Below are 19,928 nucleotides of genomic sequence, written 5' to 3' on the forward strand. Positions count from 1 at the left end.
CGGCCGCCCCTCGCGTCGCTGCAGCAACCATTTCGCAAGCCAAGCTCTCCCCGCTTGTCCAGCGCACCGCTGAGGTGAAGAGAAGGCGTTTGACCGACTGCCTTGATCTCGCGGGGCTCGTGAAGCTGGTACTTGTACGCGCGCCCGCCGGATTCGGTAAGACCACCGCGATGGTCCAACTTCGTGAATCACTACAGGAACGGGGCGTCGCCACGGCTTGGCTCACCCTGGATCGCGCCGACAACGACGTTCCTCGGTTCCTCGCGTCTCTCAGCGCTGCCGCGACTCAACTGGGATTGGAATGCCCGGCAGGCGGAAGCCCTGATGTCTTCTCGCTGCTCGCCGCGGAACAGGCGCCCTTCGCGCTGTTCCTTGACGATGTTGAGGTGATTCGCAGCAGTGGCGTTGCGGACATCCTGAAGGAGTTGCTGGAACGTCTACCGCGCAACGGGCTGCTCGTAGTTGCTTCAAGAAACCTGCCTGATCTCGGCCTAGGCCGCCTGCGCGCACGTAATCATTTGTTGGAACTTGACTCCGAGCTCCTGCGCTTCACGGCGGAGGAAACAGCCGATTTCTTCAGGCTTCGGGGCGCCGGGCTATTCCTTGAAGCCACGGATCGTGCTCACGAAAAGACGGAGGGCTGGGCCGCCGCACTCTGGCTACTGTCGATCGCGCTTCACCGAAACAGCGCAACGGGCGATGTGCTCATGCGTCTCTCGGACTCGGACCGCGACGTCGCAGACTACCTCACGGAAGAGGTGATGTCCCGGCAAGCGCCAGTAGTAAGGAACTTTCTTCTTCGCACAAGCGTACTTCGGCAGCTGAGCGTTCCCACCTGCCAAGCTCTGCTTCCCAATGTGGATTGCGCCGCGATGTTGTGCAGACTGGCGCACGACAACGCATTCTTGATTCCGATCGAAAGTGCGCCGCTTCAATTTCGGTATCACGCACTGTTTGCCGACTTCCTGCGCAAGCTGCTCGTCAGGGAGCGGCCCGAGGAAGTTGCTCGGCTCAACCTCGCTGCATCCGGAGCGTACGAATCACAAGATCGACCGGTTCCGGCCATCGATCACGCCATCGAAGGCGGCGATTTCCCGCACGCGCTCCATCTCTTGGAGAAAAACGCGCACATCCTTCTTGAGCAGGGCCGCATGCGACTGCTGGACCGGTGGTATTCGGCAATGCCGGCCGAGCTTCTTCGGCGAATGCCATTGATGCAAGTGATTGCTGTCTGGGCGCGTTGCTTCAGCCAGGGACCCTGGATTGCAATGGAGTGTCTTCAAGCATCGAATTGCATGTCAAGCCGCGACGAGCAGGTCAGCGCGCACATTAGAGCGCTTCTTCCGGTTCTGCTCGCAATGATGGACCGCTACGAAGAGGCGCATGACGCGGGCCGAGCTGCCCTCGGGCACCCACCGTCTGGCAACTGCTTCATTGATAGCGTCCTTCCGAATGCAATGGCGCATATTGTCTCCGTCGCAGGAGACAGCAAGGAAGCACACCTCTTTCTGGAGGATGCGAGGCGCGCGCAGGGCCCCAGCGCATTCAATAGGATGTATACCGAGACGGTCGGAGGCATGCTCGATTTGCGCGAAGGTCGCCTGCGCCAAGCTACCGCCCGCTTCCGCCTGGCCATCACGTCCTCTTCGACGGCGGCGACATACAACTATGCGCACGGCAACGCTTGGGCCGGCGTCCCGTACGCAGCCGTCCTCTATGAGGCAAACGACCTGGTGGGCGCCGAACGCCTGTTGAACGTCTACTTGCCGCTGGCTCGCGATGTCGGTTTACCCGATCACATGATCACAAGCTATCGGTTGCGTGCTCGCATCTCATTTCACCACGGTGACGTAGACACTGCGCTTCAGACGATCACCGATCTGGAATATCTTGGTCATCGGCGCAAACTTCCCCGCGTAACTTCGAGTGCCAAGCTGGAGCGCTCCCGCATCCTGCTTCTGCAGGGGCATGCATCGGCAGCGCGCGAAGAACTCATGCGCGCAGACGATCGCACAGCTTGGACTACCAGCGCCGATCGTCAGGCAAGGCCCGCCCAGGAGGTGGACGACCTTCTGATCAGTCGAGTCCGAGTGGAGTTGTACCTCGGAAATGCGGCGTCGCAGGTGCCACGACTAGAAGCGGAGATGCGAAGCGCTTCGCTGCTGAAGCGGCATCAGCGCATTCTGAAGCTGCGGCTGCTCCTGGCTCTTTCGCTTCTGCGCGCAGGGGACGTAGAGCGAGCTGTTGAAGAAGCAATATCCGTCTTGCTCGACTCCAGCCGCGAGGGATTCTTCCGATTGATTCTCGATGAAGGACCACTGCTGGGTGCGCTCATTCGTCGGGTTCTGGAGTCATCATCCCAAGCAATACGGGACCCGATATTTCGAGAATACCTCGAGCGCCTCCTGGAGCATCTGGGTCTCACCCCCACAGAGGACGAACGCCCCCTCACGGATGGGAAGTTCGCAACAGAACACCTTTCGCGATCCGAAATACGTGTGCTTGAGCTTCTGGCCGAGGGCTACTCAAATACGGCAATGACCGAAATACTTCTCGTCTCGAACAGCACGGTCCGCACGCATCTGCGCAACATCTACACAAAGCTGGACTGCCACAACCGCATACAGGCAGTCGCAATTGGTCGCAGGAGCGGGCTGATCCGCTAGCGCCAGGTCGAACAGACGACAAAGCACAGAAAAACGTCGTTTATGACGATGGTCACGCGCTGCTGGCAGGGAACAATCGTAGCCTTTCACATCGTCTTCCAGCTTTGCCATGTACCCAGGAAAGCACGCAGCCTCCACACCAGAAAAAGCAGCCATCGTCATGGCCGCGACCGGACAAGTCGTTACGTATGCCGAACTCGAAGAGCGTTCTTTGCGCATTGCCAACTGGCTGCGCGGCGTGGGGTTTCAGCGGGGCGACACGGTGGCACTTCTCTCGGACAACGACCCTCGCATGTTCGACGTCTATTGGGCCGCCCAACGATCGGGGTTGTATCTCACCGCAATCAACTATCGGCTGAAGCCCGAAGAGGTCCAGTACATCCTGGAGAATTCCGAAGCCAAGGCGATTTTCGTCGGTGGCGCAGGCGCGAAGTCGGCCCGCCCCTGGACCGAAATTTCGACATTGCTGCACCGCATCACTTTCGATGACCGGCTTCCTGGCTACACGCCGCTTGCTGACATTCTTGCCTCCGCTTCGGCAAGCCGGCCGCCCCATGAACCGCGCGGCGGTGACATGCTGTACTCCTCCGGCACAACCGGGCGCCCCAAAGGTGTTCGCGCTCCCCTGCCCCGGCGTGAAGTCTCCGAACCCGGAGACGCAATGGTCGCGATGTTCGGCGGCAGCTTCGGATTCTCCTCGGAGACGGTCTACCTTTCGCCTGCCCCGCTCTACCATGCCGCGCCGCTTCGGACATGCGCCACGGTGCAGGCGCTCGGAGGCACGGCCGTCATCATGGACAAGTTCGACGCAGAGGGGGCGCTAGCCAACATCGAGAAGTACCAGATCACCGCGAGCCAATGGGTGCCGACCATGTTCGTGCGCATGCTCAAGCTCGATCCAGCGACACGTGCCCGATACAAGATCAGTTCGATGGAAGTCGCCATCCATTCGGCGGCCCCATGTCCTCCAGAGGTCAAGGAGCAAATGATCGCCTGGTGGGGACCCATCGTGTATGAGTACTACTCGAGCACCGAGGTCAACGGCATTACCGTGATAAGTCCACAAGAGTGGCCGCGCAAGCGCGGCTCGGTCGGACGTCCCATTCTCGGCAAGATCCACATCTGCGACGAACAGGGGGATGACCTGCCGGCGGGCCAGGATGGCCTTATCTACTTTGAGCGCGATGAGCAACCTTTCGAGTATCACCTGGATCCCGAAAAGACGCGTTCCACTATGCATCCGGAACATCCAACTTGGACAGCTGTGGGCGATATTGGTCACGTCGACCGGGATGGCTACCTGTTCCTCACTGATCGCAAGGCATTCATGATCATCTCGGGTGGCGTGAACATCTACCCCCAGGAAGTCGAGAACGTCCTCGCGCTTCATCCGGCGATATTCGATGTTGCCGTGATTGGCGTGCCGGATCCCGAGATGGGGGAACAGGTCAAGGCCGTGGTTGTGCCGTCGTCTGAAGCGAACCCTGGGCCAGAATTGGAACAGGAAATCATCGAATTCCTGAAGAGCCGCATCGCATCGTTCAAGGCCCCACGCAGCGTTGACTTCGTAGACGCTCTACCGCGCACTGCCACAGGCAAGCTCGTGAAGGGTGACCTGCGCTCCCGCTATTGGCCCAAGAAGTAGCTCCGTTGCGCCCCGCTCCTGGCTACCTTGCTCCTGGCCAGGAGGCGATTGCTTGACATCGGCTCGAAACGCCGCATCGAAGCGATATATCAGGGCGCTGCCGAGTCCGGACCCGGTCTCAACGACAACAATCCCGTCGCGCTACCCTTGCAGCGCTCGACGACGCGCCGACTTCTAGGTCCGACACGGTCGCCGAGCGTCGATTGAACTATGCAAGCGCCCGCTGGATCAGCAGCTTCTGGATGTCCGACGTGCCTTCGTAGATCTGGCACACGCGCACGTCGCGGTAGATGCGCTCCAGCGGGAAGTCGTTGACGTAGCCGTAGCCGCCCAGCGTCTGGATCGCGGCACTGCACACGCGCTCGGCCATCTCGCTCGCGAAGAGCTTGGCCATCGCCGCTTCCTTGAGGCAAGGCAGGCCCGCATCGCGCAGGCTCGCGGCATGCCAGATCAACTGGCGCGCCGCCTCGATCTGCGTCGCGCATTCCGCGAGCCGGAAGCCCACCGCCTGCTGCTCGAAGATCGAACCGCCGAAGGCCTGGCGCTCCTTGGCGTAGTTGACCGCGAACTCGAAGGCGCTGCGCGCCATGCCCACGCTCTGCGCGGCAATGCCGATGCGCCCGCCCTCGAGTGCGCCGAGCGCGATCTTGTAGCCCTCGCCTTCCTGGCCGATCAGGTTCTCGGCCGGGATGCGGCAGCCGTCGAAGTTGATCTGCGCGGTGTCGCTCGAATGCTGGCCCAGCTTGTCTTCGAGGCGCGCGACCTGGTAGCCGGGCGCATCGGTCGGCACGATGAAGGCGCTCATGCCGCGCTTGCCCGCACCCTTGTCGGTGACCGCGATCACGATCGCGACCTGCCCGTTCTTGCCGCTGGTGATGAACTGCTTCACGCCGTCGATCAAATAGCCGTCCCCGTCCTTGCGCGCGGTGGTGCGCAGCGACGAGGCATCGCTGCCCGCCTGCGGCTCGGTGAGGCAGAAGGCGCCCAGCATCTTTCCCTGCGCCAGCGGCTGCAGCCATTGCTTCTTCTGCGCCGCGTTGCCGTAGCGCATGAGGATCGCGTTGACCGGGCAGTTGGTCACGCTGATCGCGGTGCTGGTGCCGCCGTCGCCGGCGGCGATCTCCTCGAGCACCAGCGCGAGCGTCAGGTAGTCGAGCCCTGCGCCGCCGTCGTCCTCCGGCACGCAGATGCCGTAGGCGCCCAGCGCCGCCAGGCCCTCGTGGGCCGCCTTGGGAAAGCTGTGGTCGCGGTCCCATTGCGGCGCGTGGGGCCAGAGTTCGGCCTGCGCGAAGGCGCGCACGGCATCGCGGATCGCTTCCTGGTCTGAACTAAGCAGCATCAGTTCTCCTCAGATCAGCTCAAGGGCGACCGCAGTGCCTTCGCCACCGCCGATGCACAGCGTCGCGACGCCGCGCTTCTTGCCGCGCTGCTGCAGCGCATGGATCAGCGTCACCATGATGCGCGCACCGCTGGCGCCGATCGGGTGGCCCAGCGCGCAGGCGCCGCCGTTCACGTTGACGATCTCGTGCGCAACCGAAAGCTCGTGCGCGAGCGCCATCGGCACCACCGCGAAGGCCTCGTTGACTTCCCACAGGTCGACGTCCTTCACGCCCCAGCCGGTCTTCTTGAACAGCTTGGCGACCGCGCCCACCGGCGCGGTGGAGAACCACTCGGGCTGCTGCGCGTGCGTGGCGTGGCCGACGAGGCGCGCGATCGGCTTGGCGCCGTACTTCTTCGCGGTGCTCTCGGTCATCATCACGAGCGCGGCGGCGCCGTCGTTGATCGACGAGCTCGATGCGGCGGTGATGGTGCCACCGTCCTTCTTGAACGCGGGCTTGAGCGTCGGGATCTTGTCGACCTTGACCTTGCCCGGGCCTTCGTCGATCTCGATCACCGTCTCGCCGCCGCGGCCCTTGACGGTCACCGCCGCGATCTCGGCCTTGAAGGCGCCCGAGGTGGTCGCGGCCTTGGCGCGCTCGACGCTGGCGATCGCGAACGCATCCTGCTGCTCGCGCGTGAACTTGTACTTGGCCGCGCAGTCCTCGCCGAAGGTGCCCATCGAGCGGCCCGGCTGGTAGGCGTCTTCCAGGCCGTCGAGCATCATGTGGTCGAAGATGCGGTCGTGGCCCATGCGGTAGCCGCCACGGCCCTTGAGCATGAGGTAGGGCGCATTGGTCATGCTTTCCATGCCGCCGGCCACCATCACCTCGTGCGTGCCCGCGAGCAGCATGTCGTGCGCCATCATGGCCGCCTTCATCGCCGAGCCGCACATCTTGCTGAGCGTGACCGCGCCGGCGCTGTCGGGCAGGCCGCCCTTGTAGGCCGCCTGCCGTGCCGGCGCCTGGCCCTGGCCGGCCATCAGGCAGTTGCCGAAGAGCACTTCGCCCACGCTGTCGCCGCTGATGCCGGCGCGCTCGATGGCGGCCTTGATCGCCACGCCGCCGAGGTCATGCGCCGCGAGGGAAGAAAAGTCGCCCTGGAAGCCGCCCATCGGGGTACGGGCGGCGCCGACGATCACAATTGATTCGTTCATGGAGGAATGTCCTTCGAGGGCTACATCAACGCGGTGCGAGGCGGATTGCCCCGTCAAGGCGAATTACCTCGCCATTGAGCATGTCGTTCTCGATGATTTGCTTGGCCAGCTTGGCGTAATCTGCTGGCGTGCCAAGCCGTGAGGGGAACGGCACGCTGGCCGCCAATGCGTCCTGCACCTCCTGAGGCATCCCGAAAAGCATTGGCGTGCCAAAGATCCCCGGCGCGATCGTCATGTTGCGGATCCCAAGGCGCGCCAGATCGCGTGCAATGGGCAACGTCATCCCGACAACGCCACCTTTCGACGCGCTGTATGCGGCCTGCCCAATCTGGCCGTCGTAAGCCGCCACCGAAGCCGTGGAGATCAGCACACCCCGTTCCCCGGTTGGCTCGGGCACGTTCTTGGACATCGCATCTGCCGCTAGGCGGATCATGTTGAACGTTCCGATCAAATTGACCATGAGGGTCTTGCTGAACACGTTCAAAGCGTGCGGCCCGCTCTTGCCCACCGTCTTCTCGGCCGGCGCGATGCCTGCGCAGTTGATCAGACCAACCAGCTTGCCCAACTTGAGTGCCGCAGCGACGGCAGCTTGCCCATCTTCTTCCTGGCTCACATCGCATCTCACGAACACACCGCCGACTTCGCTCGCAACGGTCTCGCCCTTTTCTTGCAGGTCCGCGATGACGACCTTGGCGCCATTCGCGGCCAACATCCTTACCACGCCTTCACCGAGGCCAGATGCCCCACCGGTGACCAGGAACACACGGTTCGCAATTTCCATTATTTGCCATCCTTCAATTTCAAAACGTTAGGAATGCTCGACCGACGGAAGCGTTGCATCGGTCGGCATGCGACCCTGCACTACTTCCGGGACGGACGCAGGAGGGTCCAGCAATGCGCCTCGACGTTCGGCGCGCGGAGGGCACGCCGTCGACTTTGGGACCCGGGTCCCGGTGAGCCACGACCTCGGAACGAAGTGTCGTCTCAGGCTATGCGCTTGTCATTCGTCATTTCCGACGATGGTCTAAGGGAGCGCTGATTTCTAGACTTGGCCGGGTCGGATGTTCCCCGAAGGAAATATGGTGTTTCAAGGAAATTGCTTGCGCATGACGGCTTTGCCCGAAGACGGAATCTTCGAAGTCTGTTTCGATCGTCAAGGCCAACCCATCAACAAGTTCGATGACCGAACCGTGGAGGAACTCCGCCAGGTCACCGATCTGCTGCGCGCTACGCCAGGTCTTCGGGGCGTCCTCGCGACTAGCGCGAAGGAGGTCTTCATCGTCGGCGCAGACATCACCGAGTTCGGGGAAAAGTTCAAGAAAGCGGCCGCCGAGATCACGCAGGACGTCCTCCGCAGCAACGAAGTGTTTATCGCATTCGAGGATCTCCCAGTGCCGACGGTGGTCGCCGTCAATGGCTACGCTCTCGGAGGCGGCCTGGAGTTTGTCCTCGCGAATTCCATCCGAGTGATGTCGGATGTCGCGCAAGTAGGTGTGCCAGAGGTGAAACTAGGCCTGTTCCCGGGCTTCGGTGGCACCGTTCGACTGGCACGCATTGCAGGTGCAGCGGTTGCCAGCGAGTGGGTCGCTGGAGGAAAGCCGTCCAAGGCGGACGCTGCCCTGAAGGCCGGCGTTGTCGATGCGGTCGTGCCCGCGGCCGAGTTGCGTGAGCAGGCACTTGAATGGCTGAGGCGGGCGATCATCGGTGAAGTCAATTGGCGCGATCGTCAAGAACGCAAGCGCCTCCCCGTGGCTGCATCGGCGGACGAGGTGCGCGCCGCATTCGAGACCGCACGCGCCGGCGCAGCCAAAGTTGCACCAACCCATCAACCCGCAGCCTTGGCCGCGATTGACATGATGCACAAGGGCGCGAGCCTCGCTCGTGAAGACGCGATTCGTCTGGAAGCGACCATATTCGGCGAGATCGCGCGCACTCAAGCGGCACGCTCCATGGTGCAAACCTTTCTTAACGAACAAACCGTCAAGAAACTTGCCCGAAACGCTGGCAAAGGTGGCATGCCGATCAAGAAGGCAGCCGTTCTCGGCGCAGGCATCATGGGCGGAGGTATCGCATTTGCCAGTGCGCGCGCCGGTGTTCCCGTACGACTCAAGGACATCCAGCAGAACGCCCTCGACCAAGGCATCAACGAAGCCCTCAAGCAAACGGCTCGCCAGGTGAAAGCGGGCCGGCTCACCGAGACTCGCGGCCGCGAGTTGGTCGAATCGATCACTCCGCAACTCGATTCATCGGGCTTCGAGGAGGTCGATATGGTGGTCGAGGCGATCGTGGAGAATCTCGACGTCAAGCGGAAGGTGCTCTCGGAATTAGAGCCAGGCCTCGCTGCCTCAGCAATCATCGCGTCGAACACTTCGAGCCTGCGCATCGACGACATCGCCAGCTCGCTGCAGCACCCGGAACGACTCGTCGGGATGCACTTCTTCAATCCTGTTCCGGTGATGCCCCTGGTTGAAGTGGTTCGCGGTAGCAGGACCTCCGATTCCGCGGTGGCCTCCGCCGTGGCCTACGCTACAGCAATGGGCAAGACAGCCATCGTGGTGAAAGATTGCCCCGGCTTTTTGGTCAATCGCGTCCTCACCGCCTACATCAGAGCCTTTTTGCAGCTGATCGCAGATGGCGCCGACTTCGAAGCAGTCGATGAAGCCATGGAGGCGTTCGGTTGGCCCATGGGGCCGGCGTACCTGGAGGACGTCGTCGGAATGGATACCGGCAGCCATGTGAACAACGTGATCTCCGCGGGATATCCTGAGCGCATGCCTGCTCTGGCCAACGACGCGCTTCGCATGATGGTCGAGTGGCGCCGCTACGGCCAGAAGAGCGGATTTGGCTTCTATCGCTACGAGCCAAGCAGCACCGGCAAACCGGTGCGCGGCCCCGCCGGCGACACACGCGCCCTGCTGGCGAAGATTCAACCCAACGGGCAGTGCGCGTTCGGCGCCGCGGAAATCGTGGATCGAATGATGCTTCCCATGGTCCTGGAAGCAGCCAAGGCCTTGCACGAAGGCGTCGTCGGAAGCGCTGCGGAAGTCGATCTGGCCATGCAGCTTGGGCTTGGATTCCCCACCTACGCGGGCGGCCCACTGAAGTACGCGGATTGGCTCGGTCCCTCCGAGGTTATCGCCCGATGCGAACGGCTGGCACGACTCGGACCCGCCTATGTGCCCCACGACCGTTTGCGTGAAATGGCCTCCGCAGGCCAACGCTTCTACTGACCACGAGACAAGAGGACATCATGAACTTCCAACTGCCACAAGACGTACAGCAAATGCAGCGGACGCTGCGTCGCTTCATGGACGACGAGGTCCTGCCTCAGAACGAGGAGTTCGAGCGGATTGCGGAATCTGGGCGATTCCCGACGGAGGTGGTTGAACCACTGAAGAAGAAAGCCCGCGAAGCGGGCTTGTGGAACCTCTTCCTGCCCGGTTTGCGCGAAGACGAGCCCGGGACCAGACTGACGAACATGCAGTACGCACCTCTTGCAGAGATCATGGGTCGCATTCCTTGGTCGGCGGAAGTGTTCAACTGCAACGCACCAGACACGGGGAACATGGAACTGCTCCACCTGTTTGCCACTCCCGAGCAGCGCGAGCGTTGGCTGGCCCCCCTGATGGACGGCCGCATTCGATCCTGCTTCGCAATGACCGAACCGGATGTCGCGTCATCGGACGCGACGAACATTGCGACAAGCATCCAGCGAGACGGCGACGAGTACGTCATCAACGGGCGCAAGTGGTTCACCACTGGCGCCATGCACCCCAACTGCAAGCTTTTGATCGTGATGGGGGTAACCAACGCGGCCGCCGACGCACCCAAGCACGCGCGTCACTCGATGGTGCTGGTGCCGATGGACACCCCGGGACTGCGGATCATCCGCAACGTGCCGATCATGCACCACCATGCCCCAGAGGGTCATTGCGAGATCGTCTTCAAAAACGTACGCGTTCCTGTGTCCAATTTGCTCGGTGAGGAGAACGCCGGCTTCGCCCTGGCGCAGGCGCGCCTTGGCCCCGGACGCGTACACCACTGCATGCGCACGATCGGTCAATGCGAATTGGCACTGGAGTTGATGTGCGACCGAGCGCTCGCCAGACGAGCTTTTGGCAAGAACATTGCCGATTTCGCCAACGTGCAAGACTGGATTGCCCAGTCGCGCGTGGAGATCGATCAAGCTCGCCTGTATGTGCTGCAGGCCGCTTGGAAGATGGACACCTACGGAAATAAATCTGCGCACCTGGACGTCTCCGCCATCAAGCTAGTTGCGGCACAACTGCAGACTCGTGTCGCCGATCGCGCCATCCAGGTTTTCGGCGCGATGGGTCTTACACCCGACACCCCGCTGTCTTGGATCTGGTCATGGGGCCGCGCCATGCGTTTCTTCGACGGGCCTGACGAGGTGCACCTGCGCACGATCGCACGAGCCGAACTTGCACGAGCGAAGGAACACGTCGGTGCGCTGGCCCCGTACTATCGGGTCCCAAGAAACGATGAGTAGCCAATCGTTCATGCGCTAGCGTAGCGTGCCCCTCTGTTCTGGACTTATCGAGGCGTCGCTGTGGCTTTGCGTCCGGCGCAAGGCTCGGGATGAGCGTCGTGGTCGGCATCTCCTACGAGGTTGGGATATGTCCGTGTATACAGGCTCACTGACTTCGAGCGCGTCGCACTGCTCCCGCCGTGTCACAACGCCAGCTATGGAATGGTCATGTTGATAACCCTGCGAAGCGTGCCCTTGGCACAGGACTCTCGGATTGTCGTTGCGTGCATTCGTGCATGCATCTGGGCAAGTCTCGAAGACCGGCCGTTCTGTGTCCTCCCCAATGGAGCGCGCGATTCCACGCATCGCGGTCCGGACGAACGGAATGGTCGGCGATTCCTGAATGGAGGAAACATGCCTAGCTACGCAAGTGCAATGATTTCGAGCGCACCACACTAGCGCCTCCGCCTGCAGCGGCCCCTCCCCTTGCTCCTGCGGCCAAGCTCCACAAGAAACATTCGGAGACACCATGACCCAACCTTCCGTCCATGAAGGTCCCACCGCTTCGTCGCTTTTGCTGCGTTCGCTGCGCCGGTACCCTGACCGCATCGCGTTCGCTTGGAAAGACGGACAGCTCACCTATGCGGGCGTGCTCGATCTGATCGGGAGGATGCAATCGGTCGTGTCCGAAGGAAGGCCAGGGCGCTTGCGTGTTGCGTTCTTGAGTGGCAATCGCGCAGATGCCTGGTGCGCCGAGGCTGCAGTGCAAGCCCTTGGGGGCTCTGCCACCTGGTTGCACCCGCTCGCCGCCCTGGACGACCATTTGGCGCAGCTAGCTGATGCCCGACCGGATCTGCTGATTGTCGATGCGAGCACGTTCGCGGAGCGCGGCAGAAATCTGGCGGGCCGGCTGGATTCGGTGCGGATCTTGACCCTTGGTCCATCGGACTTCGGACAGGACCTGATCGTGGCGAGCCGGAAGGTTGGCGCCGCTTCCGTCCAAGACCTCGCGCTTTCGGACGATATCGCGACCTTCAACTACACCGGCGGCACGACTGGCAAGTCCAAGGCCGCGGTTCGCCGGCAGAGAGCGCACGCTGCGATGTGGCGCGCGATCCTGACGGATTTCGAGTTGCCAACAACGCCGCGTTACTTGGCCGCGGCGCCAATCAGCCACGTTGCCGGCACGAAGATTGCCCCCGTGCTCCACCGTGGCGGAACGGTGCATCTGATGCAGCGCTTCGATCCCGCAGAATTCATGGCCACGGTTGAACGCGACAGGATCAACATGACGTTGTTGGTTCCCACAATGGTCTACACCTTGCTGGATCATCCCGCGCTTTCGCAGTCGGACCTGCGCTCTCTCGAACTGGTCCTCTACGCTTCGCCTATGTCGCCGACTCGGCTGACCGAGGCCATCGAACGGATCGGACCCGTCTTCTCGCAACTGTATGGCCAAACCGAGTGCTATCCCATCAGTCTCCTCAGGAAGTCTGATCATGATCCACGAAGAGCCGAGATTTTCGCCTCGTGCGGTATTCCAGTAGCCTCCGCCGAGGTGGCTCTGCTCGACATGGAGGGTCTTCAGGTTCCCGCCGGTGAAGCGGGCGAAATCTGCGTGCGAGCCCCCCACGTCATGGACGAGTACTGGCAGTGCGAAGACCTTACCAGAGAGACCATCCTCGACGGCTGGTTGCATACGGGCGACATCGCTCGCCTTGATGACAAGGGTCATCTCTTCATCGTCGACAGGAAGAAGGACATGATCGTGAGTGGCGGGTTTAACGTGTACCCGCGGGAGATTGAGGACGTGCTCACGATGGATCCGGCTGTCGCCGCCGCCGCGGTCATCGGTGTACCCGACGCCAAATGGGGCGAGGCCGTTTTGGCCGTTGTCGTCCCCCGCGGCGGAATGCAAATCGACGCCGAGCGCTTGATTCGGATGGTGAAGGAGCGCAAAGGCGCACAGCACGCGCCAAAGCAGGTTCAGACGGTTGAATCGCTGCCATTGACGGCCCTTGGAAAAGTCGACAAGAAGGCGCTGCGTGCTCCGCATTGGTCTGAGTCCGGAAGACAGGTCGCTTGAGATGGCGCTGCCGGAAAGCTTTGCTGCTCGCTTGCGTTTGCCGCTTATCGCCGCGCCCATGTTCCGCGTTTCAGGGCCGGAGCTCGTCATCGCAGCCTGTCGAGCCGGCGTTGTCGGGGCCTTCCCCGCAGCGAATTGCCGCGACCTCGAGGAACTCGATGAATGGCTCGGCACCATCGGAGCTGCTCTGCATGATTCGGACGCGCCGTTCTGCCCGAATCTCATCATCAAGCACGAGCATCTGAGCAGGCAGTTGGACCTGCTCATCAAGCATCGGGTTGAACTTGTCATCACGAGCGTCGGTTCACCAAGCGCAGTGGTAGCTCCTTTGCACGCGGTTGGATGCAAGGTTTTCGCGGACGTGGCTTCGCTTCGGCACGCTCAGAAAGCCATCGACGCGGGTGTGGACGGCCTGGTGCTTCTTAGCGCCGGGGCGGGCGGCCAAACCGGTTGGGCCAACGGATTTTCCTTTGCGCGCGCGATGCGGCGTTTCTACTCCGGACCGATTGTTCTCGCAGGCGGAATGTCTGACGGGTATGCGCTGTGGGCGGCGCGAGCCCTTGGATGCGATCTCGCCTACATGGGCACGCGTTTCATCGCCACGCGGGAAAGCCGAGCTCCATCGGAATACAAGCAGATGCTTGTTGACAGCGAATTCGATGACGTGCTTCTCAGCGATGCCTTCACCGGACTTCCAGCCAACATGCTTCGCCCCTCTGTCGTTGCTGCAGGCCTCGATCCCCTCGCCTTACCCGCTGGATTGAGCGAGGAAGGGGCGTCTCGGCTTTTTGGCGCCGGAGGCACCGAACCCCGTCGCTGGAAAGACATCTGGAGTGCAGGACACTCAGTTTCTGGCGTCCAAACGGTTGAGGGTGTCGCCGAAACCGTGCTCCGCCTGGAGCGTGAGTACCTGAAGGCGCGGCAGGAAACCTGCCGCTGAACTTTTCAAGGGCCAGCGGCGACGGGCGCACGCCAAGCGTGCAATGCGTCGTCCATCGAGGTTGCAGCGGCAGCATGGGGCGTCGAATTGCTGGTTCGAGAAAATCGGGGCGCCGGCGCCGGTTGCAGCACCCCGTCAAGGGTGACGTAGGTCCCCCGCGCAGCATTGTGCGGGTGCTTGGGTGCCTCATCCCAATCGAGGACCGGCGCAAAGCAGGCGTCGGTTCCCTCCAGGACCTCGCACCATTCATCCCTGGTACGCGTCCGGAACACGTCAGCCAGCCGAATCTTCAGGAGCGGCCATCGAGAAGCATCCATCTGTCCCTTGAACAAGGGATCATCTATGCCGCAGCGCTGACAGAACTCCGCATAGAACTGAGGCTCGATTGCACCAATCGCGACGAATTTGCCATCCGCGCAGGCGTAGGTATCGTAGAAGTGCGCTCCCCCATCAAGGAGATTCTCCCCTCGCTGGTTGCTCCATTGTCCCATCGCCTTCATGCCATACATGAAGGCAGAGAGAAGTGCGGTGCCATCCGTCATGGCCGCATCCACGACCTGCCCGCGACCCGAGCGCGCGGCTTCGTTCAAGGCTGCGAGCAGTCCCACCGCGAGCAACATGCCCCCGCCACCGAAATCCCCGACATAGTTGAGCGGCGGCGGCGGCGTATCGTCGGCACGCCCGATGGCATGCAGGGCACCGGTGATGGCGATGTAGTTGATATCGTGGCCGGCAGCGTGTGAAAGCGGACCGTGTTGCCCCCACCCGGTCATCCGACCGTAGATCAGCCTTGGATTGGCAGCCAAGCACTCCTTGGGCCCCAGGCCAAGTTTCTCCATCACGCCTGGCCGAAATCCCTCGATCAGGCAGTCTGCCGCGGCGACAAGCTCGAGTGCCTGCTCAACAGCGCCTTCCGATCGCAAATCCAGGGTCACAGTTCGTCGGTTTCTCGTCGTGACGTCGCGAGCGTCGGTGCTCGTCCCGGGACGAGCGAGCCGGATCACATCGGCCCCAAGGTCGCCGAGCACCATCGCGCAGAACGGCGCTGGGCCGATGCCTGCGAACTCCAATACCTTCAGTCCAGCAAGTGGTCCGGCCATGTATTCCTCTCTATCCTTCTCTGACGATCAGCTCCGCGCCGTAGCGTGCGAAGCGCGACGAAAGCCTGCCAACGGAGACGGCGTCCTGGCCAGCGGCATTGCCGGCCTTCGCCCGGGCCGTGATGCCTTCCAGGATCACAGCGAAGCGGAACAATGAAAAAGCGTGATGGAACGGATGCACGACCTGGTTGCGACCACTGGCATCCCGGTAGGCAGCGAGGTACTCGGCCTGAGAAGGCAGCTGCTCTGCGCGCAGGTCCAGCCCTCGCAATCCTTCGAATACGTCGGGCTCCGTCAGCCAGGGAAGGCTGCTGTAGGCCGCATCGGCCAACGGATGTCCCAATGTGGACAATTCCCAGTCAAGCACAGCGATGATGCGAGGCTCGCTCGGATGGAACATGACGTTTCCGAGCCGATAGTCACCGTGGGCAATCGTCGTTTCGTCTCCTGCCGGGATATTCTTCGGCAGCCACGCGATCAGTCTTTCGACGTCCTCGTTCTCGGCGGTCTTCGATGCCTCCCACTGGCGAGTCCAACGCGCAATTTGACGCTCGAAGAAGTTGCCAGGCTTGCCAAAATCGTCCAAGCCAACGGCGGACCAATTTACAGCATGCAGCCGGGCAAGGGTTTGAGCCAGCTCGAAGAGGTAGCCTCTTCTCTCCCGTGGTGCGAGCTCCGGCAACGCGTAGTTGCTCATCACCCTGCCATGCAACCTCTCCATCACATAGAAGGGCGTGCCAATCACTTCACGGTCATCGCAAAAGAACAGCGCCGGCGGGACGGGGACATCGGTGTCCTTCAGCGCCCGCAGAATGCGGTACTCGCGATCCACGGCATGGGCGGATTTGAGCAGTTCACCGGGCGGCTGCTTGCGCAACACCAACTGAGGTCCCTGGGCAAAGGTGACGAAAAAGGTCGGATTCGACTGTCCGCCACCGATGCGTTCAAGGCGCATCTCCCCTTTCAACTCAGGCAGTCGCTCCCGCAGCCATGCCCCCAAGACCTGGGGTTCAAAACCATAGTCCGACATCATGCCGCCCCGCCGTTCGCCGACGCGCGTCGCTGGCGCAGGCGATTGATCAGGCCCATGACGCCACCGGGCAGAACGAATACGAAGAGAATCAATACAACGCCATAGACTCCCCAAGCGGCGTCCTTGGAAACCTTCTCGGCCAGAGCGGGCACGAACATGATGAACGCAGCGCCGAAGAGGCCCCCCCAGAGCGTGCCCACCCCGCCGACCACTACCCCAACCAAAAGAGTGATCGACAGGAACATCGTGAACGAGTCCGGCGAAACGAACTGGACCGCGAGGGCCGACAGGCCGCCTCCCACCCCCGTGAACGCTGCTGAAACGCCAAACGTCATGGACTTGTAGTGGCTGTTGTCGACGCCCATGGATTCCGCAGCCAGGGCATGGTCACGAATTGCGCGGATGGCGCGCCCGGTTCCACTGTCAATCAGATTGCGAGCCAGCAGGAACATCACGGTCGTGACGGCCAGGGAAAACAGGTAGAGCCACTGGTCAGCACTGATCGGTAGCCCGAAGGGTGCCTCCGGCTTGGTCAGTACGATGCCGCCCACGCCCCCGGTCCAATGCTCAAGATGCTTGTACTTGAGGAGTTGAGGCGTCACCACCCCCAGCGTGAATGTCGCAAGAGCCAGGTACAGGCCTTGCAGCTTGAGGGCGGGACGTCCGAAGGCGTAGCCCGCCCCGAGGCAGACTACTCCGGCTGCCGGAACGCAGATCCAGTATGGGACATTCCCCTTGTCCATCAGGATGCCCACGGTGTACGCGCCGATCGCGTAGAAGGCACCGTGCCCCAAAGAGATCTGGCCGTTGTAGCCGGTAAGGAGGTTCAAGCCGACCAGCGCGATTGCGTAGGAAAGCACCATCGTGGCTTGAAAAAGGACATACCCCTTGGCCAGAAACGCAAGAGACGCGGCCGCTACAAGCAACGCAAGGACCCAGGGCGTACTGCTTCGACCTCCCGTTGAAGAACTCACGCGCAGGCCAGACGAAGCGGTGGAAGTCATGGATAGCATCCGTCAACCTCAGACACGTTGGACAATCCGCCGGCCAAGCAGGCCCGCGGGACGGACAATGAGAACGCCCACGATCAAGACGAGCGCGACGGAAAGCTTCAGTTCCGTACCCACGATGTAGGTGCCGATCAGGTTTTCGAGAACGCCGACCAGAAAGCCGCCCACGATCGCCCCGAGCGGGTTGTCGATGCCCCCGATGAGGGCACCCGCGAAGGCATAGATCAGTACCCCGATCATCATGCTTGGGTCAAGGAAGACGACGGGTGCAACCATCATCCCGGCGACTGCTCCAATGGCGGCCGCGAGACCCCAACCGAGCATCAGCATGCGCCCGACATGTACCCCGAGGAGCCGTGATGAACCGGGGTTCTGGGCAGCCGCTCTCATCCTCAAACCCAGCGTCGTGAATCGAAAGAAGGTAAAGACCGCCGCGACAAGGCACAGCGCCACGAATATCGTTCCCACCTGGTGCGGCGACATCAGCGAACTGCCGTACCAGGCATCCTTCGCGAAGGGAGTCGGAAACTCCTTGATCTGCGTGCCAAAGAGCCAACCTGACGCACTATGGAAGATGATCAGAAGGGCGATGAACACCACAACCACGCTGAGTTCAGGTGCCTTGTGCAACGGCCGAATGATCGCGAACTCCACAGCTGCACCCAGTGCGAAGGAAAGAACGACAGTGCCGAAGAATGCAATCCAGTACGGGACGCCGGCTTGGATCATGGTCCACGCCAGAAAGGTCGAGAACACGGCCATTTCACCCTGGGCAAAGTTCACCTGGTGCGTGGCCTGATAGATCATGACGAGGGCCAGGGCGACACACGCATAGATGCCACCGGTAGAGAGGCCCGCTACGAGTTGCTGGATGAAAATTTCCACATCAGTCTCCCAGGTACGCACGCCGGATGGCGTCGTCGTTGCGCAGCTCTTGGCTGGTTCCGCTCTTCACCACTCGGCCCGTCTCCAGCAAATAGGCGTTGTCTGCCAACTCGAGGGCGATACGCGCGTTCTGCTCCACCAGCAGAATGGCCACCTTCTCCTCGACTCGGATGCGCCGCATGATCTCGAAGATGTCCTTCACAATCAAAGGGGCCAAGCCGAAGGAAGGTTCGTCAAGCAGTAGCAAGGCCGGGCGACCCATGAGTGCCCTGGCGATTGCAAGCATCTGCTGCTCGCCCCCCGAAAGCGTGCCCGCCTGCTGCCGGCGGCGCTCCTTGAGCCGAGGAAAGTAGCTGAACATTCGCTCGAGGTCGTCTGCCACCGCCCGACGATCCCGCCGCGCATGACCGCCCAACAAGAGGTTCTCCTCTGCACTCAGGGCAAGGAAGGTGCCCCGACCGTCTGGAACATGTCCCACGCCTAGAGCTGCGATCTGTTCGGTGGAGCGCGCGTCGATGCGGTGACCACGGAACAGGATTCGGCCGCTTGTTCGAACCTGGTAGTGGCAAATTGCGCGAAGCGTCGTGGTCTTCCCTGCGCCATTTGCTCCGAGCAGCGCCGTGACTTGGCCCTCCTCGACGTCGAGATCGATTCCATGCAGAACTTCGGTGACGCCGTAGGCGGCATGAAGGCTGCGCACTTCGAGAAGCCGGCTCATGCAGTCGCTCCTTGCTCGTCGCCGAGATACGCTCGGATCACTTCCGGGTCGCTGCGAACCGATGCGGGACTTCCGTCCGCAATCTTGCGGCCGAAATTCAGCGCCACGATTCGATCGCAGACGCTCATGACCAATCCCATGTGGTGTTCGACCAACAGGATCGTCAGGTTCAGGCTGCGGCGAATCTCGAGGATCAATTCACCGAGGCCACCCAGTTCTTCGTGGTTGAGTCCGCAGGCAGGCTCATCCAGCAACAGCAGAGAGGGCTCGCATGCGAGGGCGCGAGCCAGCTCTACTCGCTTCTGCGTACCGAATGGAAGATCGGCCACAACCCGCTCCGAAAAAGGCTGAAGCCGCAGCAGTTCTATCGCGCGATCGGCGCGTTCACGGGCTGCGCGCTCGGCGCGCGCAGCCCCTGGCAAACGCAATGCGTCGCGCCAGAATCCAGCGTGGTGGTGCGCGTGCGTTCCGATCAACACGTTTTCACGCACCGTCATCGAGCTGAACAGCGCGACGTTCTGAAACGTGCGACCGACGCCCAGCGCTGCGATCCGATGCCGCGGCTGCTCGGACAGAACTCGGCCATCGAAGTGGATCGTGCCAGTGTCGCAGCGATAGAGTCGCGAGAGGCAGTTGAACAGCGAACTCTTGCCCGCTCCATTCGGACCGATCAAGCCTCGCACTTCGCCGCGCAGCACATCAAAGCTAACCCCGTCCAGGGCAACGATGCCACCGAAGCGCACCGATACGTTGTTGACCGACAGCAGCGGCTCGTCTCCATTTTCTTTACTCATTGCGTCTCCCGGCGTCTCAGCCGCGGCCT

15 protein-coding genes are annotated in these 19,928 nt (G+C 61.9%); 6 read left to right on the forward strand and 9 right to left on the reverse strand.

Translation table 11 applies throughout. From position 1 onward, the window contains the following. Positions 1 to 89: 89 nt before the first annotated feature. Both VAR608DRAFT_RS06915 and VAR608DRAFT_RS06920 read left to right on the forward strand, forming a co-directional pair. A complete protein-coding gene (locus tag VAR608DRAFT_RS06915) occupies positions 90 to 2,666 on the forward strand; it encodes a LuxR C-terminal-related transcriptional regulator (RefSeq protein WP_231973307.1) in 2,577 nt (858 codons plus the stop codon). Between the two features lie 109 nt (positions 2,667 to 2,775). Beyond that, positions 2,776 to 4,311 carry an acyl-CoA synthetase gene (locus VAR608DRAFT_RS06920; RefSeq protein ID WP_088953387.1) on the forward strand — a complete coding sequence of 512 codons (1,536 nt, stop codon included), beginning with the start codon at positions 2,776 to 2,778 and terminating at the stop codon, positions 4,309 to 4,311. Positions 4,312 to 4,519: 208 nt separating this feature from the next. Here VAR608DRAFT_RS06920 and VAR608DRAFT_RS06925 read toward each other — a convergent pair whose 3' ends face one another. From VAR608DRAFT_RS06925 to VAR608DRAFT_RS06935, 3 genes are read right to left on the reverse strand one after another with little or no spacing between them, the layout of a single operon-like run. Continuing rightward, complete coding sequence (locus VAR608DRAFT_RS06925) at positions 4,520 to 5,650, reverse strand: acyl-CoA dehydrogenase family protein (protein ID WP_088953388.1); 1,131 nt, start codon at positions 5,648 to 5,650, stop codon at positions 4,520 to 4,522. 9 nt (positions 5,651 to 5,659) lie between these two features. Further along, a complete protein-coding gene (locus tag VAR608DRAFT_RS06930; RefSeq protein ID WP_088953389.1) occupies positions 5,660 to 6,844 on the reverse strand; it encodes an acetyl-CoA C-acyltransferase in 1,185 nt (394 codons plus the stop codon). A 25-nt stretch (positions 6,845 to 6,869) separates the two neighbouring features. Beyond that, on the reverse strand, positions 6,870 to 7,625 hold the full coding sequence (locus tag VAR608DRAFT_RS06935) for a 3-hydroxyacyl-CoA dehydrogenase (protein WP_088953390.1): 756 nt from the start codon (positions 7,623 to 7,625) through the stop codon (positions 6,870 to 6,872). Positions 7,626 to 7,923: 298 nt separating this feature from the next. On the opposite strand from VAR608DRAFT_RS06935, the gene fadB reads away from it, so the two are divergent. From fadB to VAR608DRAFT_RS06955, 4 genes are all read left to right on the forward strand, one after another. Then, entirely contained in the window at positions 7,924 to 10,074 is a 2,151-nt protein-coding gene (fadB, locus tag VAR608DRAFT_RS06940; protein WP_088953391.1) for a fatty acid oxidation complex subunit alpha FadB, read from the forward strand. A 20-nt stretch (positions 10,075 to 10,094) separates the two neighbouring features. Further along, positions 10,095 to 11,354, forward strand: a complete 1,260-nt coding sequence (locus VAR608DRAFT_RS06945; protein WP_088953392.1) for an acyl-CoA dehydrogenase family protein — start codon at positions 10,095 to 10,097, stop codon at positions 11,352 to 11,354. 508 nt (positions 11,355 to 11,862) lie between these two features. Then, a complete protein-coding gene (locus VAR608DRAFT_RS06950; protein WP_088953393.1) occupies positions 11,863 to 13,419 on the forward strand; it encodes an AMP-binding protein in 1,557 nt (518 codons plus the stop codon). 1 nt (position 13,420) lies between these two features. Then, positions 13,421 to 14,359, forward strand: a complete 939-nt coding sequence (locus VAR608DRAFT_RS06955) for an NAD(P)H-dependent flavin oxidoreductase (protein ID WP_088953394.1) — start codon at positions 13,421 to 13,423, stop codon at positions 14,357 to 14,359. Positions 14,360 to 14,364: 5 nt separating this feature from the next. Here the strand turns inward: VAR608DRAFT_RS06955 and VAR608DRAFT_RS06960 are convergent, their stop codons facing one another. From VAR608DRAFT_RS06960 to VAR608DRAFT_RS06985, 6 genes are read right to left on the reverse strand one after another with little or no spacing between them, the layout of a single operon-like run. Continuing rightward, a complete protein-coding gene (locus VAR608DRAFT_RS06960; RefSeq protein ID WP_088953395.1) occupies positions 14,365 to 15,459 on the reverse strand; it encodes a CaiB/BaiF CoA transferase family protein in 1,095 nt (364 codons plus the stop codon). A 10-nt stretch (positions 15,460 to 15,469) separates the two neighbouring features. Then, on the reverse strand, positions 15,470 to 16,492 hold the full coding sequence (locus VAR608DRAFT_RS06965; RefSeq protein ID WP_088953396.1) for a phosphotransferase family protein: 1,023 nt from the start codon (positions 16,490 to 16,492) through the stop codon (positions 15,470 to 15,472). Further along, positions 16,489 to 17,496 (reverse strand): branched-chain amino acid ABC transporter permease, encoded by a 1,008-nt coding sequence (locus VAR608DRAFT_RS06970; protein ID WP_197700486.1) that lies wholly within the window; start codon positions 17,494 to 17,496, stop codon positions 16,489 to 16,491. The genes VAR608DRAFT_RS06965 and VAR608DRAFT_RS06970 overlap by 4 nt, the downstream gene beginning before the upstream one ends. 18 nt (positions 17,497 to 17,514) lie before the next feature. Next, the gene (locus VAR608DRAFT_RS06975) at positions 17,515 to 18,387 is read right to left on the reverse strand and encodes a branched-chain amino acid ABC transporter permease (RefSeq protein WP_088953398.1); all 873 of its coding nucleotides are present in this window, start codon (positions 18,385 to 18,387) and stop codon (positions 17,515 to 17,517) included. A 1-nt stretch (position 18,388) separates the two neighbouring features. Then, positions 18,389 to 19,105 (reverse strand): ABC transporter ATP-binding protein, encoded by a 717-nt coding sequence (locus VAR608DRAFT_RS06980; protein ID WP_088953399.1) that lies wholly within the window; start codon positions 19,103 to 19,105, stop codon positions 18,389 to 18,391. Further along, positions 19,102 to 19,899, reverse strand: coding sequence for an ABC transporter ATP-binding protein (locus tag VAR608DRAFT_RS06985; RefSeq protein ID WP_088953400.1), 798 nt, complete (start codon positions 19,897 to 19,899; stop codon positions 19,102 to 19,104). Before VAR608DRAFT_RS06985 ends, VAR608DRAFT_RS06980 begins: the two co-directional genes overlap by 4 nt. Between the last annotated feature and the right edge of the window lie 29 nt (positions 19,900 to 19,928).

Source organism: Variovorax sp. HW608 (assembly GCF_900090195.1).
GTDB lineage: Bacteria > Pseudomonadota > Gammaproteobacteria > Burkholderiales > Burkholderiaceae_C > Variovorax.

What these genes read in the sequence shown, in the direction of transcription:
- VAR608DRAFT_RS06960 (WP_088953395.1), bottom strand. Translation starts at nt 15,459, where the DNA reads ATGGCCGGACCACTTGCTGGACTGAAGGTATTGGAGTTCGCAGGCATC.
- VAR608DRAFT_RS06970 (WP_197700486.1), bottom strand. Translation starts at nt 17,496, where the DNA reads ATGACTTCCACCGCTTCGTCTGGCCTGCGCGTGAGTTCTTCAACGGGA.
- VAR608DRAFT_RS06930 (WP_088953389.1), bottom strand. Translation starts at nt 6,844, where the DNA reads ATGAACGAATCAATTGTGATCGTCGGCGCCGCCCGTACCCCGATGGGC.
- fadB (WP_088953391.1), top strand. Translation starts at nt 7,924, where the DNA reads ATGGTGTTTCAAGGAAATTGCTTGCGCATGACGGCTTTGCCCGAAGAC.
- VAR608DRAFT_RS06950 (WP_088953393.1), top strand. Translation starts at nt 11,863, where the DNA reads ATGACCCAACCTTCCGTCCATGAAGGTCCCACCGCTTCGTCGCTTTTG.
- VAR608DRAFT_RS06935 (WP_088953390.1), bottom strand. Translation starts at nt 7,625, where the DNA reads ATGGAAATTGCGAACCGTGTGTTCCTGGTCACCGGTGGGGCATCTGGC.
- VAR608DRAFT_RS06925 (WP_088953388.1), bottom strand. Translation starts at nt 5,650, where the DNA reads ATGCTGCTTAGTTCAGACCAGGAAGCGATCCGCGATGCCGTGCGCGCC.
- VAR608DRAFT_RS06955 (WP_088953394.1), top strand. Translation starts at nt 13,421, where the DNA reads ATGGCGCTGCCGGAAAGCTTTGCTGCTCGCTTGCGTTTGCCGCTTATC.
- VAR608DRAFT_RS06945 (WP_088953392.1), top strand. Translation starts at nt 10,095, where the DNA reads ATGAACTTCCAACTGCCACAAGACGTACAGCAAATGCAGCGGACGCTG.
- VAR608DRAFT_RS06980 (WP_088953399.1), bottom strand. Translation starts at nt 19,105, where the DNA reads ATGAGCCGGCTTCTCGAAGTGCGCAGCCTTCATGCCGCCTACGGCGTC.
- VAR608DRAFT_RS06965 (WP_088953396.1), bottom strand. Translation starts at nt 16,492, where the DNA reads ATGATGTCGGACTATGGTTTTGAACCCCAGGTCTTGGGGGCATGGCTG.
- VAR608DRAFT_RS06920 (WP_088953387.1), top strand. Translation starts at nt 2,776, where the DNA reads ATGTACCCAGGAAAGCACGCAGCCTCCACACCAGAAAAAGCAGCCATC.
- VAR608DRAFT_RS06985 (WP_088953400.1), bottom strand. Translation starts at nt 19,899, where the DNA reads ATGAGTAAAGAAAATGGAGACGAGCCGCTGCTGTCGGTCAACAACGTA.